General features: G+C 70.7%; 11 protein-coding genes and 1 pseudogene. 8 read left to right on the top strand and 4 right to left on the bottom strand.

From position 1 onward, the window contains the following. Positions 1-6: 6 nt before the first annotated feature. Both ACZ4TO_RS35035 and ACZ4TO_RS35030 read right to left on the bottom strand, forming a co-directional pair. The gene (locus ACZ4TO_RS35035; protein ID WP_468026313.1) at positions 7-690 is read right to left on the bottom strand and encodes a glycerophosphodiester phosphodiesterase; all 684 of its coding nucleotides are present in this window, start codon (positions 688-690) and stop codon (positions 7-9) included. A gap of 18 nt (positions 691-708) precedes the next feature. Continuing rightward, positions 709-1,863, bottom strand: a pseudogene (locus tag ACZ4TO_RS35030) (adenosine deaminase). 498 nt (positions 1,864-2,361) lie between these two features. Between ACZ4TO_RS35030 and ACZ4TO_RS35025 the strand changes: the two are divergent. Further along, positions 2,362-3,195 carry a DUF4190 domain-containing protein gene (locus ACZ4TO_RS35025; RefSeq protein ID WP_468026312.1) on the top strand — a complete coding sequence of 278 codons (834 nt, stop codon included), beginning with the start codon at positions 2,362-2,364 and terminating at the stop codon, positions 3,193-3,195. Between the two features lie 24 nt (positions 3,196-3,219). Here ACZ4TO_RS35025 and ACZ4TO_RS35020 read toward each other — a convergent pair whose 3' ends face one another. After that, complete coding sequence (locus tag ACZ4TO_RS35020) at positions 3,220-4,821, bottom strand: MFS transporter (protein WP_468026423.1); 1,602 nt, start codon at positions 4,819-4,821, stop codon at positions 3,220-3,222. Between the two features lie 127 nt (positions 4,822-4,948). After that, positions 4,949-5,530 (bottom strand): NADAR family protein, encoded by a 582-nt coding sequence (locus ACZ4TO_RS35015; protein ID WP_468026311.1) that lies wholly within the window; start codon positions 5,528-5,530, stop codon positions 4,949-4,951. Between the two features lie 208 nt (positions 5,531-5,738). On the opposite strand from ACZ4TO_RS35015, the gene ACZ4TO_RS35010 reads away from it, so the two are divergent. The 7 genes from ACZ4TO_RS35010 to ACZ4TO_RS34980 all read left to right on the top strand — a co-directional run bounded on the left by ACZ4TO_RS35010 (position 5,739) and on the right by ACZ4TO_RS34980 (position 13,632). Next, positions 5,739-7,265, top strand: a complete 1,527-nt coding sequence (locus ACZ4TO_RS35010) for a gamma-aminobutyraldehyde dehydrogenase (RefSeq protein WP_468026310.1) — start codon at positions 5,739-5,741, stop codon at positions 7,263-7,265. Between the two features lie 76 nt (positions 7,266-7,341). Continuing rightward, complete coding sequence (locus ACZ4TO_RS35005; protein ID WP_382790617.1) at positions 7,342-8,589, top strand: polyamine ABC transporter substrate-binding protein; 1,248 nt, start codon at positions 7,342-7,344, stop codon at positions 8,587-8,589. Between the two features lie 5 nt (positions 8,590-8,594). Further along, positions 8,595-9,749 carry an ABC transporter ATP-binding protein gene (locus tag ACZ4TO_RS35000; RefSeq protein ID WP_468026309.1) on the top strand — a complete coding sequence of 385 codons (1,155 nt, stop codon included), beginning with the start codon at positions 8,595-8,597 and terminating at the stop codon, positions 9,747-9,749. Continuing rightward, a complete protein-coding gene (locus tag ACZ4TO_RS34995; RefSeq protein WP_382790611.1) occupies positions 9,749-10,678 on the top strand; it encodes an ABC transporter permease in 930 nt (309 codons plus the stop codon). The genes ACZ4TO_RS35000 and ACZ4TO_RS34995 overlap by 1 nt, the downstream gene beginning before the upstream one ends. Further along, the gene (locus ACZ4TO_RS34990) at positions 10,679-11,479 is read left to right on the top strand and encodes an ABC transporter permease (protein ID WP_361683034.1); all 801 of its coding nucleotides are present in this window, start codon (positions 10,679-10,681) and stop codon (positions 11,477-11,479) included. A gap of 27 nt (positions 11,480-11,506) precedes the next feature. After that, positions 11,507-12,934: an NAD(P)/FAD-dependent oxidoreductase gene (locus ACZ4TO_RS34985; protein ID WP_382790607.1), complete on the top strand. Its 1,428-nt coding sequence runs from the start codon at positions 11,507-11,509 to the stop codon at positions 12,932-12,934. Between the two features lie 239 nt (positions 12,935-13,173). Beyond that, positions 13,174-13,632, top strand: coding sequence for a hypothetical protein (locus tag ACZ4TO_RS34980; protein WP_382790604.1), 459 nt, complete (start codon positions 13,174-13,176; stop codon positions 13,630-13,632). Positions 13,633-13,715 lie beyond the last annotated feature (83 nt).

Here is a 13,715-nt window from a genome sequence, read left to right as displayed (position 1 = left end):
CTCGTCTCAGTCCCGGCGCAGGGCGGTCAGCGTGTCGATCCGGTTGGTCGTGATCGAGTCGACCCCCGCGTCGAGCAGGCGGCGCATGGAGCGCCGGGTGTCCGGCGTCCATACGGAGACCAGGTGGCCGTCGCGGTGGACCCGGGCCACGAGCTCGCGACTCGCCAGGGGGAAGCGGTAGTTGAGCCAGCGCGGGCGTACGACGTCGAGCAGGCCCGGGCGCGGCGGGGCCACGGTCGTCCAGGTCAGCGCGATCTCCGCGGACGCGTCGGCGGCCCGCACCGCGAGCATGGCGGGGGCCGACGCGCAGTAGTACACCCGCTCGCCGGCCCCGCACGCCCGCACCACGTCCACGATCTCGCGCGCGACCCGCGCGTCCACCGCTCCCGGCAGATCGACCATGACCCTGCTGTCCCCGGTCGCTTCGAGGGCGTCCGCCAGCGTCGGCACACCGCCCTCGGTGAGCCCGCGCACCTCGTCGCCGGAGAGCGAGCTCAGCGGCCGGTCGTGTCCCCACAGACGCTTGAGCGTCGCGTCGTGCAGCAGGACGGGTACACGGTCGCGCGTCAGGCGTACGTCGATCTCGACGGCGTCCGCGCCCTGTCGGAGCGCGGAAGCCAGTGAGTCGATCGTGTTCTCACGGACGCGATAGGGGTCGCCGCGGTGGGCGACGGCGGTCACGGTGCGCATGGGGCCATTGTGACCGGGTCAGAGCGCGAGCCAGGCCGCGGTGTACGTGTCGATCTCCGCGGCGAGTGCAGCCTTCTCCGCCTCGCCGAGGAACGAGGCGTGCACCGCGTTCCTGGCGAGCTCCGCGATGCCCGGCTCGTCGAGACCCAGGAGGCGGGCGGTGACCGCGTACTCCGTGTTGAGGTCGGTGCCGAACATCGGCGGGTCGTCGGAGTTGACGGTGACCGTCACCCCGGCCGCCACGAACTCCTTGACGGGGTGTTCGTCGAGGGTGCGCACGGCGCGGGTGGCGATGTTCGAGGTCGGGCACACCTCCAGCGCGATGCCGTGCTCGGCGAGGTGGGCGAGCAGCCGGGGGTCCCGGGCGGAACTCGTGCCGTGGCCGATGCGCTCGGCGCCGAGGACGTTCAGCGCGTCCCAGACCGTCTCCGGGCCCGTCGTCTCACCGGCGTGCGGCACCGACCGCAGTCCGGCCGCGCGGGCACGGTCGAAGTAGGGCTTGAACTGGGGCCTGGGCACGCCGATCTCGGGGCCGCCGAGTCCGAAGGAGACGAGCCCCTCCGGCCGCAGCCGGTCGTCGGTCGCGAGCCGCACGGTCTCCTCGGCGGCCTCGAGACCGGCCTCGCCCGGGATGTCGAAGCACCAGCGCAGCACGACACCGAGATCGGCCTCGGCGGCCTTGCGGGCGTCCTCGATCGCGTCCATGAAGGCGCGTTCGTCGATTCCGCGCCGGGTGGACGACCACGGAGTGATCGTCAGTTCGGCGTAGCGCACCTGCTGACGGGCCATGTCGCGGGCGACCTCGTACGTCAGCAGCCGCACGTCCTCGGGGGTGCGGATGAGGTCGACGACGGACAGGTACACCTCGATGAAGTGCGCGAAGTCCGTGAACGTGAAGTAGTCCGCCAGCGCCTCGGGATCGGTGGGCACCCTGGAGTCGGGGTGGCGGGCGGCGAGTTCGGACACGATGCGCGGGGAGGCGGAGCCGACGTGGTGGACGTGCAGTTCGGCCTTGGGCAGCCCCGCGATGAAGGTGTGCAGGTCGCGGGCGTCGTCGCGTGCGGTGATGTGCTCGGTCAACGGGTTCCTCCCCGGAACGGCGTCCCTGGGCCGTGTGGGTCCGGACGCGGGTGATCGGCTGATCGACGGTTCGGGATCATCGTAGGCGGCCACCGCCGTCCGGGCCCGTGGGCCCCACGCGGGGCGAGCGGGCCGTCGCACGAGGGAGATCCGCCGCCGCGGCACGGGCCGTAGCATGACGGAACGTACGAGAGAGGGGACTCGACCATGTCCGACGACGCCCAGAGGCCGACAGCCCCACGCGAGGCGGGTACGTGGGCTCCACCGGGCGGGTCGAACCCGACGCCGGACCGGCACGGGTCACCCGAGGGGCGTGGAGCGTCCGGTGCGGGCACCGAGCCCGGTCCCGCCGAGGACGCGGCACCGGGCGCGGATCGCGCGTCGGCGGCAGGTCCGGACCGAGCGATACCCGCGGCCGACCGGGACCACGCCGACCGGGACCACGCGGCGTCCGCGGCCGGCCCTGAGCACACGGCACCCGCCGCCGGCCCCGGTCGGGCGGCACCTCAGTCGGACCCCGGCAGGGACGAGGGTCCGGCCGGCGGCTCGGGCGGTGGAGCCGGCTCCGGCGCCGAGGAGGCCGCGCTGTGGGTGGACAGGGCCTTTGACGAGGGACCGGGGCACGCGGCGCCCTCGACGGGCGGGGCCTTCGGTGCCGCGCCCGCGGCCTCGGTGCCCGCGCAGGGCGGCGGCCCCTTCGCCGCACCCGACACCCGGGTCTCGCTCGGGAAGCCCGACCCCGGCCCGCGAGCCGAACTCGACCCCTGGGCCCCGCCCGAGGAGATGGCCTCGCCCTCCAGGACCGTACGGGGGAGTGCCACGCCCCCACCGGCGTACGGGCTTCCGACGATCACCTCGCTGCCCGGCGCGCCGGCCCCGTCCGGACCCGGGAACCCCGGCGGTCCCTGGGACAACCCCTTCGCACCACCGGCGGTCCGCACCCCCTACCCGCAGCCCTCACCCGGCGAGCCCGTCCCGCCGCCACCGATCGCCCCCGGCGGCCCCGGCCTCCCGTACGGCTACGGCTACCCGCAGTACCCCGGCTTTCCCGCGGGTGGGGCCTACCCGGGCGCGCCCGGATACGGCTGGCCCGTGGGGCAGCCGATGCCGAGCAACGGGCTAGGAACCGCCGGCCTCGTGCTGGGCATCATCGCGGCGGTCCTCTTCATCGTGTGGCCGCTGGCGATCGTGCTGGGCGTCCTCGCCGTGATCTTCGGGCTCGTCGGCGGGGCCAAGGCGCGTCGCGGCGAGGCCACGAACGCCGGGCAGGCGCTGGCCGGGGTCATCTGCGGAGCCGTCGGGCTGCTCCTCGCCGTCGCCGTGTTCGTCCTCGTCATCCTCTACGCACCGGACGACGGCGGCAGCGACACGGGTGGCGACGACGGCTTTTCCACCTCCCTGGTGACACACCGGCTTCCCTGGTGACCCACCGGCGATGACGCGGTGGGGTCAGCCGGACGGCGGGGGTTCCTCCTGCTCCTCCTCCGTCGTCCCGCCGCGGCCCCCGGGGTGGCGCAGGGCGCAGAAGAAGCCGACGGCGAGCGCGATCGCCATGCCGTAGAAGACGTACTGGTTGGCCTCGGCGAAGTCCATCCGCACGTTCGACATCACCTCGCGCATGGTCGACGCGGCGGCGCCGGTGCCGGTGGGCTGCTGGGCGTCGGCGTTGCCCGTGACGGCCTGGGCGATGTCGTCGGCGACGTCGTGGGCCCTGGCCGACGACAGACCGTGGGAGGTGAGGGTCGAGACGACGTTGTCCGTCATCCTGTGCGTCAGGATCGTCCCGAAGATCGCCAGCCCGACACTGGCCGCGTAGTTGCGGACGGTCTGGGTGATGCCGGTGACCTCGCCGTAGGAGGCCCCGATGGACCGGTTGACGGCGTCGGTGGAGGCGGGCGCCAGGATGAACCCGATCCCGGCTCCCGCGAGGGCGACGTAGGGCCACTGGTCGTGCATGGACAGGTCGGTCAGCTTGCCGGCCCAGAGGTAGAAGCCGACCGCGCCCAGGATGGTGCCGATCTTCAGCGCCGGCCGCGGTCCCTGCCGGTCGAGCATGCGGCCGCCCCACTGGGAGGCGATCGCGAAGCCGGCGAAGAAGTACAGCAGGTAGAGCGCCGCCTGGTTGGGCGAGGCGCTGAGGGAGACCTGCGCGTACACCGAGGCGAAGAAGAAGACCGGGACGAACGCCAGCATGGCGAAGAAGAGCACCAGGGAGTCCACGGTGAACGCCCTGTCCCGGAAGACCGCCAGATTGACCAGCGGGTGGCGCCGGTCGCGTTCGTAGCGGCAGAAGAGGACCAGGACGACGAGGCCGCCCACGATGCAGGCCCAGGTCGCCACGCTGCCCCAGCCCCAGTACGCGGCCTGCTGGAAGCCGAGCACGCTCACTCCCATGCCCACCGCGATGAGCACGGCCCCGACGACGTCCAGCGATTCGTCGCGCCGCCGGTCGGGGATGTGCGCCAGCACGGTCAGGACGAGCGCCACCACGGCGACGGGCACGTTGACCCAGAAGATCGCCCGCCAGGTCCATGCCGTGAGCCAGCCGCCCAGCAGCGGTCCGATGGCCGTCAGCGCTCCCGACAGCCCGAAGAAGAGCGCCAGCGCCCGGCCGCGCCGCTCCACCGGGAACACGGCCACGACCACGGCCAGTGCCGCGGGGAACAGGAGGGCGGCTCCCAGGCCCTGGGTCGCCCTGAAGACGATCAGCCACGTCTGGGCGAAGTCTCCCTTGGGCACACAGCCGCACAGCACCGACGAGACGACGAACACGAGGGTGCCGACGACCACGACCCGGCGCGGCCCGAGCAGGTCGGCCAGCCGCCCGCCGAGGGCGAAGAAGGCCGCCAGCGACAGCAGGTAGGCGTTGACCACCCACTGCATGCCGGACGCCGAGAGCCCCAGTTCGCGGACGATGTCCGGCGCCGCGATGGAGACGATCGTCTGGTCGATGAAGGTCATCGCCACCGCGAACAGCATCGCCGCCAGCGCCAGGGACTGGCGGGGCGCGCCGGGCGCGGTGGACGAGACGTGGTTCTGCTTCGCGTACATGCCCGTCACACGGACAGTTTTGGCCGGTGGGGGCGTTGCCGCATCCGGTGATCGCCACCCCGGAGCCGCCCCCGGCCTCCGGTGACCGCCGCCCCTGCCCCTGGGGTACCGCCCTCGGGCGCGGTTCTTAGGCGCCCGCCTCCGTGGGCGTCGGCGCCGCGCGCAGTCGCTCCCGTGCCGCCATCAGGGCGAAGCCCAGCAGGTTCTCACCCCGCCAGCGGCGCGGGTCGAAGGCGCCGTCGTCGTTCGCGGAGAGCCCGATGCCCCAGATGCGGTCCATGGGGCTCGCCTCGACCAGCACCCGCCCGCCCGTGCCCAGCAGGAACGCCCGCAGGCCGGGGTCGGCGGAGAACTTGTGGACGCTGCCCTCGACGACGATCCCGAACCGCTCGCGCCGCCAGACGGTCTCGTCGAAGCCGCGCACCAGCCGTCCGGCCTTCTTGGCGAGCGCGGGGCTCGCCGCGCCGACCGCCTGCCGCTCGGCCTCGGCGTCGCCGAAGAGGCGGGCCTTGGACGCCATCATCCAGTGCTCGGCCGTAGCGTATGCGATCCCTTCGACCACGAAGGGTGACGGCCACCACTGGCTGAGACAGCTCGTCCCCACCTGGCCGTCCGGCCTCGGGCGGTGCCCCCAGAAATGCAGATACTTCACCGGTGTCCCGGACGCGACAGCACTGACCAGCGCGTCCCGAGTGTCGATCATCCCCATGCACGCCACTTTGGCACGCACCACTGACACACCGTCCCGCCTTTTCCGGGAGGACTCGACACCTGGTCAAAGGATTCCGTCGCGTAACCAAAAGGCAACAACGGAATCACTTGTTGGAGTCCCTTTGCTCTGCCAGGATCGGCACTCAAATCGAGCTGGAGCTACGCCGACCCCCGTCTCGACGGGGAGGACGGCGGAGGAGAGCGACATGCACAATCCGGGCCATCGCTTCCAGGCGCAGGACCGCCTCGCGGACGGCGCGCAGTACATCGGAGGCCGTCTCACCCAGGGCACCTCCGGTCGCACGCACGCGGTCGTGGACCCCGCCACCGGCGAGGAGGTGTACACCTACGAGCTGGCGAGCACCGCCGACGTGGACGCGGCCGTCGCCGCCGCCCGCGCGGCCTTCCCCGGCTGGGCGGCCACCACCCCGGGCGAGCGGTCCGACGCGCTGCACCGGTTCGCCGCCGTGCTCGCCGAGCGGGCCGAGGAGTTCGCGCAGGCCGAGTCGCTGCAGTGCGGAAAGCCCCTCAAGCTGACCCGCGAGTTCGACGTCCCGGGAACCATCGACAACACCGCGTTCTTCGCGGGCGCAGCCCGGCATCTGCAGGGCCAGTCGGCCGGTGAGTACTCCGGCGACCACACCTCGTACGTACGCCGCGAGCCCATCGGGGTCGTCGGTTCCATCGCGCCCTGGAACTACCCGCTCCAGATGGCCGCGTGGAAGATCCTCCCGGCCATCGCGGCCGGCAACACGATCGTGCTGAAGCCCGCCGAGCTGACCCCGCTCACCTCCCTGCTGTTCGCCGAGGCGGCCACCCACGCGGGCATCCCGGACGGTGTCGTCAACATCGTCACGGGTCTTGGCAAGGAGGCAGGCGAACACCTCGTCGGCCACCCCGACATCGCCATGACGTCCTTCACCGGGTCGACCGCCGTCGGCAAGCGCGTCGCCGAGATCGCCACCTCGACCGTCAAGCGCCTCCACCTGGAGCTCGGCGGCAAGGCCCCCTTCCTCGTCTTCGACGACGCGGATCTGGAGGCCGCCGTGAACGGCGCGGTCGCCGGGTCGCTCATCAACACCGGCCAGGACTGCACGGCCGCCACGCGCGCGTACGTGCAGCGGCCGCTCTACGACGCGTTCGTCGAGCGCACCGCCGCCCTGATGGCGACCGTCCGCGTGGGCGACCCGTTCGCGCCCGGCACCGACCTCGGCCCGCTGATCTCGCACACCCAGCGCGACCGCGTCGCCGGATTCGTCGACCGGGCCCGCGGCTACGCGCGCGTGGTGACCGGCGGTGAGGCTCCACAGGGAGACCTCAAGAGCGGCGCGTACTATGCGCCCACGCTCGTCGCCGACGCCGGGCAGGACAGCGAGATCGTGCAGGCCGAGATCTTCGGCCCGGTCCTCGTGGTGCTCCCGTTCGACACCGACGACGAGGGCATCGCGCTGGCCAACGACACCCCCTACGGACTGGCCGCCTCCGCCTGGAGCCGCGACGTCTACCGGGCCAACCGCGCGACCCGCGAGATCCAGGCCGGCTGCGTATGGGTCAACGACCACATTCCGATCATCAGCGAGATGCCGCACGGCGGTTACAAGGCATCCGGCTTCGGCAAGGACATGTCCGCCTACTCCTTCGAGGAGTACACACAGGTCAAGCACGTCATGTTCGACAACACCGCGGTCGCCAGGAAGGACTGGCACCGCACGGTCTTCGGGGACCGGCCGTAGTCCGTTCACCGGCTACGGCCCTGTGGCAGACCAGGCCGCGACCACGGCCGCGACCCTCTCGAAAGGGCACCAGAGCATGGAGCAGTACGAGCCCGAACGCCTGTCCCCGGTGCAACTGGCCGCCATGCGGCGCAGCTTCCGCAACGGCAGGGCGTCCCTCACCCGTCGTTCACTGCTGCGCGCCTCGGCGGGCGGCGCGCTGGCCGTCGGCGGACTCGGGGCGCTGAGCGCCTGCGGGATCCCCGCGGCGGGCAGGACCCAGGGCGGCACGTCCGCCCAGGACCACTCGGCCACGGAGAAGACCCTCAACTTCTCCAACTGGACCGAGTACATCGACCTCGACGACAGCGGCAAGCACCACCCGACGCTGGAGACCTTCCGCAAGCGGACGGGCATCTCGGTCAAGTACACCGAGGACATCAACGACAACAACGAGTTCTTCGCCAAGATCAAGCCGCAGCTCGCCGCGGGCCAGCCCACCGGCCGTGACCTGATCGTCCTCACCGACTGGCTGGCCGCGCGCGTGATCCGCCTGGGCTGGGTGCAGAAACTCGACCCGTCCAACCTGCCGCACGCCTACACCAACCTGTCGCCGCAGTTCCGCAACCCCGACTGGGACCCGGGACGCGCCTACTCGTACCCGTGGCAGGGCATTCCCACCATCGTCGCCTTCAACAAGAAGGCCCTCGACGGGATCGAGGTGAAGTCGGTCTCCGACCTCCTCGACAACCCGAAGCTCAAGGGCCGCGTCTCGTTCCTGTCCGAGATGCGCGACACCATGGGCATGACCCTGCTGGACATGGGCAAGGACCCGGCGAAGTTCACCGACGACGACTTCGACGCGGCGATCGCCCGGCTCCAGAAGGCCGTCGACAAGGGCCAGATACGCCGCTTCACGGGCAACGACTACACGTCCGACCTGACCAAGGGCGACATCGCGGCCTGTGTCGCCTGGGCCGGCGACATCGTCCAGCTCAAGAACGACAGCCCGGACGTCGACTTCGTCATCCCCGACAGCGGCTACATGACGTCGACCGACAACCTGCTGGTCCCCAACAAGGCGCGTCACAAGACGAACGCCGAGCGGCTGATCGACTTCTACTACGAGCCTCAGCAGGCCGCCGAGCTCGCCGCGTACATCAACTACGCGACGCCGGTCGAAGGCGTGAAGCCCTACCTTGCCAAGATCGACCAGGACGCGGCGAACAACCCGCTGATCGTCCCCGACAAGGCCATGCAGGCCAGGTCCCACTCCTTCCGCGCGCTGAGCCAGAAGGAAGAGACCGCCTACGAAGAGAAGTTCGCGAAGCTCACAGGGGCGTGACGATCATGACGACAGAAAACAGCGGCGACGTCCGCCTCTCCGGAATCAGCAAGACGTACGACAACGGCTTCACCGCCGTGCAACCGCTCGACCTGACCGTGCCGCACGGCTCCTTCTTCGCCCTGCTCGGTGCCTCGGGCTGCGGCAAGACCACCACCCTGCGCATGATCGCCGGTCTGGAGGAACCTTCCTCCGGCACCGTGCACCTCGGCGACCAGGAGGTGACCAACCTGCCGCCGTACAAGCGGCCGGTGAACACCGTCTTCCAGTCGTACGCGCTCTTCCCGCACCTGGACATCTTCGAGAACGTCGCCTTCGGCCTGCGCCGGCGCGGGATCAAGAGCGTCAAGAAGCAGGTCGAGGAGATGCTCGACCTCGTCCAGCTCGGCGAGCAGGCACGCAAGAAACCCCACCAGCTCTCCGGCGGCCAGCAGCAGCGCGTCGCGGTCGCCCGCGCGCTCATCAACCACCCCAAGGTGCTGCTCCTGGACGAGCCCCTCGGCGCCCTCGACCTCAAGCTGCGCCGCCAGATGCAGCTCGAACTCAAGCGGATCCAGACCGAGGTCGGCATCACCTTCGTCCACGTCACGCACGACCAGGAGGAGGCCATGACCATGGCCGACACGGTCGCCGTGATGAACGCGGGCCGCGTCGAACAGCTCGGCTCGCCCGCCGACCTGTACGAGAACCCGCAGACCACGTTCGTCGCCAACTTCCTCGGCACCTCGAACCTCATCGAGGCCGAGGTGGACACCAGGAGCGGCGAGGACATCGTCCTCAAGGCGGGCGGCGGCAAGCTGGTGCTGCCCCAGGCGCGATGTTCCGCACCGACGGGGGCCGGCGGCAAGGTGCTCGTCGGCGTCCGCCCGGAGAAGATCTCCCTCACGCACGCCGACGACGCGGGCGCGATACCCGCCGGCCGCAACCGGATCACCGGCAAGATCGCCGACTCCAGCTTCATCGGTGTGTCCACGCAGTACGTCATCGACAGCGCCGTCTGCCCCGAGTTCGAGGTCTACGCCCAGAACATCGAGCGCGACTCCCGGCTCGTCCCCGGCGCGGACGTCGTCCTGCACTGGAGCCCGGCGCACACCTTCGGCCTCGACGCGGCCCAGGACATCGACGCGGGTGTCGACACGGCCGAGGAGGAGGCCGCCTGATGGCCACCGTCACCGAGGCCGAAGCGCCACCCCTCGCGCCGGCGCCCGAGCAGAAGCCGCCGAAGAAGCGGGGCCGCCTGGTCCCGTACTGGCTGCTGCTGCCCGGCCTGCTCTGGCTGGTCGTCTTCTTCGCGCTGCCGATGATCTACCAGGCCTCCACGTCCGTGCAGACGGGCTCCCTGGAGGAGGGCTACAAGGTCACCTGGCACTTCGCGACCTACTGGGACTCGCTCGCCGAGTACTGGCCGCAGTTCCTGCGCTCGGTCTCCTACGCGGCCGCCGCCACGGTCCTGTGCCTGCTGCTCGGCTACCCGCTGGCCTACCTGATCGCCTTCCGCGCGGGCCGCTGGCGCAACCTGATCATGATCCTGGTGATCGCGCCCTTCTTCACCAGCTTCCTGATCCGCACCCTGGCCTGGAAGACGATCCTCGCGGACAGCGGTCCGGTCGTGCACGCGCTGAACTCGTTGCACATCCTGAGCGTCACGGACTGGCTCGGCTGGACCGCGGGCGACCGCGTCCTCGCCACACCCCTGGCCGTGGTGTGCGGTCTGACGTACAACTTCCTGCCGTTCATGATCCTGCCGCTCTACACCTCGCTGGAGCGCATCGACGGCCGGCTGCACGAGGCCGCGGGCGACCTGTACGCCAGGCCCTGGACGACCTTCCGCAAGGTCACCTTCCCGCTGTCGATGCCGGGCGTGGTCTCCGGAACGCTGCTCACCTTCATCCCGGCGGCCGGTGACTACGTCAACGCCGAACTCCTCGGCTCGACCGACACCCGCATGATCGGCAACGTCATCCAGACCCAGTTCCTGAGGATCCTGGACTATCCGACGGCCGCCGCGCTCTCCTTCATTCTCATGGCCGCGATTCTCCTCATGGTCACGGTCTACATCCGCCGGTCCGGGACGGAGGATCTGGTCTAAATGCCCTTCGTCAACTGGCTCAAGCGCCATCTCGTCGTCATCGCGGGACTGCTGACGCTGTCCTATCTGCTGCTGCCCAACGTCGTCGTCACCGTGTTCTCCTTCAACAAACCGAAGGGGCGCTTCAACTACGAATGGCAGCAGTTCTCCACCGACGCCTGGAAGGACCCGTGCGGCGTCGCCGACATGTGCGGCTCGCTCGGGCTCAGCCTCCAGATCGCCGTCTGGGCGACGATCGGGGCCACCGTCCTCGGCACGATGATCGCCTTCGCGCTCGTCCGCTACCGCTTCCGCGCACGCGGCGCCGTGAACTCGCTGATCTTCCTGCCGATGGCGATGCCCGAGGTCGTCATGGCCGCCTCGCTGCTCACCCTGTTCCTCAACATGGGCGCCCAGCTCGGCTTCTGGACGATCCTGATCGCCCACATCATGTTCTGCCTCAGCTTCGTCGTCACGGCCGTCAAGGCCCGCGTCATGTCGATGGACCCGAGGCTGGAACAGGCCGCCCAGGACCTCTACGCCGGACCGGCGCAGACGTTCCTGCGGGTCACCCTGCCCATCGCGGCCCCCGGAATCGCCGCGGGCGCGCTGCTCGCCTTCGCGCTCTCCTTCGACGATTTCATCATCACCAATTTCAACGCCGGCTCGACCGTCACGTTCCCCATGTTCGTCTGGGGTTCGGCGCAGCGCGGAACACCCGTTCAGATCAATGTCATCGGTACGGCCATGTTCCTCGTCGCCGTACTGTTCGTCCTGTCCGGAATGATCATCGGAAATCGCCGGAACAGGCAGAAGGCATAACCGTCACCCTTGTAGGGAGTTGAAATCATGGCCCCAAGCGCCATGACCCGTGGTAATCAGTGGACGAAATCCCTTTCCGACGCCCAGCCGGTCCCGTACTGGCTGGACGACCCCGGCAAACCCCACCCCGAGCCCGCGCTCACCGGCGCCGAGACCTGTGACCTGCTGGTCGTCGGCGGCGGCTACAGCGGACTGTGGACCGCGCTGATCGCCAAGGAGCGCGACCCCGGGCGGGATGTCGTCCTGGTGGAGGGGCGCGAGGTGGGCTGGGCCGCCTCGGGCCGCAACGGCGGCTTCTGCGCCGCCTCCCTCACCCACGGTCTGTCCAACGGGCTCACCCGCTGGCCGGACGAGATCGCGAAGCTGGAGGAGCTGGGCGCCCGCAACCTCGACGAGATCGAGGCGGCCGTCGCCCGCTACTCCCTCGACTGCGACTTCGAGCGCAGCGGCGAGATCGACGTCGCCACCGAACCGCACCAGGCGGCCGAGCTGCGCGAGTGGCACGAGGAACTGGAACGCAGGGGCCTCGCCGAAGGCATCGAGTTCCTCGACACCGACGCGGTGCGCGAACAGGTCGACTCCCCGACCTTCCTGGCCGGGCTGCACGACCGGCGCGGGGTCGCCATGCTCCACCCGGCCAAGCTGGCCTGGGGCCTCAAGCGCGCGTGCGTGGAGCTCGGCGTGCGGGTCTACGAGCACACGCCCGCCCTCGAACTGAGGCCGGCCGGTGCCGGCATGGCCGTCCGCACCCCGTACGGCTCCGTCCGTGCCCGCCGGGTGGCCCTCGGGACCAACATCTTCCCGAACCTGGTCAAGCGCGTCCGCCCGTACACCGTCCCGGTCTACGACTACGCGCTGATGACCGAACCGCTCACCGCCGACCAGCTCGCCTCCGTCGGCTGGAAGAACCGCCAGGGCCTCGGCGACTCGGCGAACCAGTTCCACTACTTCCGGCTGTCGGCCGACAACCGCATCCTGTGGGGCGGGTACGACGCGATCTACCCCTACGGCGGCCGGGTGCGCGCCGAGTACGACGACCGGCCCGAGACGTACGCCAAGCTCGCCGAGCACTTCTTCACCTGCTTCCCGCAGTTGGAGGGCCTGCGCTTCTCCCACGCCTGGGGCGGCGCCATCGACACCTGCTCCCGGTTCTCGGCGTTCTTCGGTAGCGCTCATCAGGGCAAGGTCGCCTACGCGGCCGGCTACACGGGCCTCGGTGTGGGCGCCACCCGGTTCGGCGCCGAGGTGATGCTCGACCTGCTGGCGGGGGAGCGCACCGAACGCACCGAGCTGGAGATGGTCCGCAGGAAGCCGCTGCCGTTCCCGCCCGAGCCGTTCGCCTGGACCGGCATCGCGCTCACCAAGTGGTCGCTGGCCCGCGCGGACACGCACGGCGGCCGGCGCAACCTGTGGCTGAAGACGATGGACAAACTCGGCCTCGGCTTCGACAGCTAGGGTCACGCGCGTCCCGGTGACCGGTGACCGGTGACCGGTGACCGGTGACCGGTGACCGGGGGCGGCTCGGCGCCGGTGGCGCGGCGGCCGGCCGCCGACGACGGCGCACCGCCCGGCCCCGTGCGGGACCGGCGAACTGAATTTCTGTCAATTCGTCGTCCGAACCCGCGTAATGAACCGCCCGGACCTCCCTCTCCTCTGTGACGCGACCCGCGTCGACACGAGAGGGAGGTTCCGTCATGACAGGGCCCAAGGCGGCGGTCGAGTGGCTGGCATCCGTGGCACCCGACCCCGAGGCCTGCCGATGGGAATGGGAGCGCAGCCCCCGCGGGGTCGCGCTGCTGCCGGCGGGGAAGGCCTGGGACGTCCTGATCCTGCCGGCCGGGCTCGGCTATCCCACCCTCGACGTCCTGACCCGGGTGCTCGACCAGCCCGGGCCGGTGCTCGTCGACTTCGGCGACGCCCGGATGGGCTTCTTCGTGCCCGCGGGCACCGCCGCCCGGTGGCTGGGCACGGGCGTGCGCACGGCCGGCCTCGGCACCTGGATCGTGGTGCCCTACCCGGGACGGTCGACCGGCGGGGTCCGCTGGCTCGTCGCGCCGGACGGCTCGGGCACGCTCACGGATCCGGCGCTGCTCGAACTGGCCATGCACGAGGCCGCGGCCGGCCTCGCCGGTGAGGAGGGCCGGCGGTGGTGAGGGGGAGGTTCCGGCGGTCACGTGAACTCCGTTGCCCGCCAGGGGTCTTGACAACCGAATTGGTCTGGACCAAGTTGGGCGCG

It is taken from the genome of Streptomyces sp. NPDC028298 (assembly GCF_055565895.1).
Note: the sequence above shows the minus strand (reverse complement) of the source record. Positions and strands in the feature narration are given on the sequence as shown.

Bases quoted from the DNA above. Each gene is read 5' to 3' on its own strand.
- ACZ4TO_RS35035 (WP_468026313.1), bottom strand. From the start codon at position 690: ATGCGCACCGTGACCGCCGTCGCCCACCGCGGCGACCCCTATCGCGTC.
- ACZ4TO_RS35020 (WP_468026423.1), bottom strand. From the start codon at position 4,821: ATGTACGCGAAGCAGAACCACGTCTCGTCCACCGCGCCCGGCGCGCCC.
- ACZ4TO_RS35015 (WP_468026311.1), bottom strand. From the start codon at position 5,530: ATGGGGATGATCGACACTCGGGACGCGCTGGTCAGTGCTGTCGCGTCC.
- ACZ4TO_RS35010 (WP_468026310.1), top strand. From the start codon at position 5,739: ATGCACAATCCGGGCCATCGCTTCCAGGCGCAGGACCGCCTCGCGGAC.
- ACZ4TO_RS35005 (WP_382790617.1), top strand. From the start codon at position 7,342: ATGGAGCAGTACGAGCCCGAACGCCTGTCCCCGGTGCAACTGGCCGCC.
- ACZ4TO_RS35000 (WP_468026309.1), top strand. From the start codon at position 8,595: ATGACGACAGAAAACAGCGGCGACGTCCGCCTCTCCGGAATCAGCAAG.
- ACZ4TO_RS34995 (WP_382790611.1), top strand. From the start codon at position 9,749: ATGGCCACCGTCACCGAGGCCGAAGCGCCACCCCTCGCGCCGGCGCCC.
- ACZ4TO_RS34990 (WP_361683034.1), top strand. From the start codon at position 10,679: ATGCCCTTCGTCAACTGGCTCAAGCGCCATCTCGTCGTCATCGCGGGA.
- ACZ4TO_RS34985 (WP_382790607.1), top strand. From the start codon at position 11,507: ATGGCCCCAAGCGCCATGACCCGTGGTAATCAGTGGACGAAATCCCTT.
- ACZ4TO_RS34980 (WP_382790604.1), top strand. From the start codon at position 13,174: ATGACAGGGCCCAAGGCGGCGGTCGAGTGGCTGGCATCCGTGGCACCC.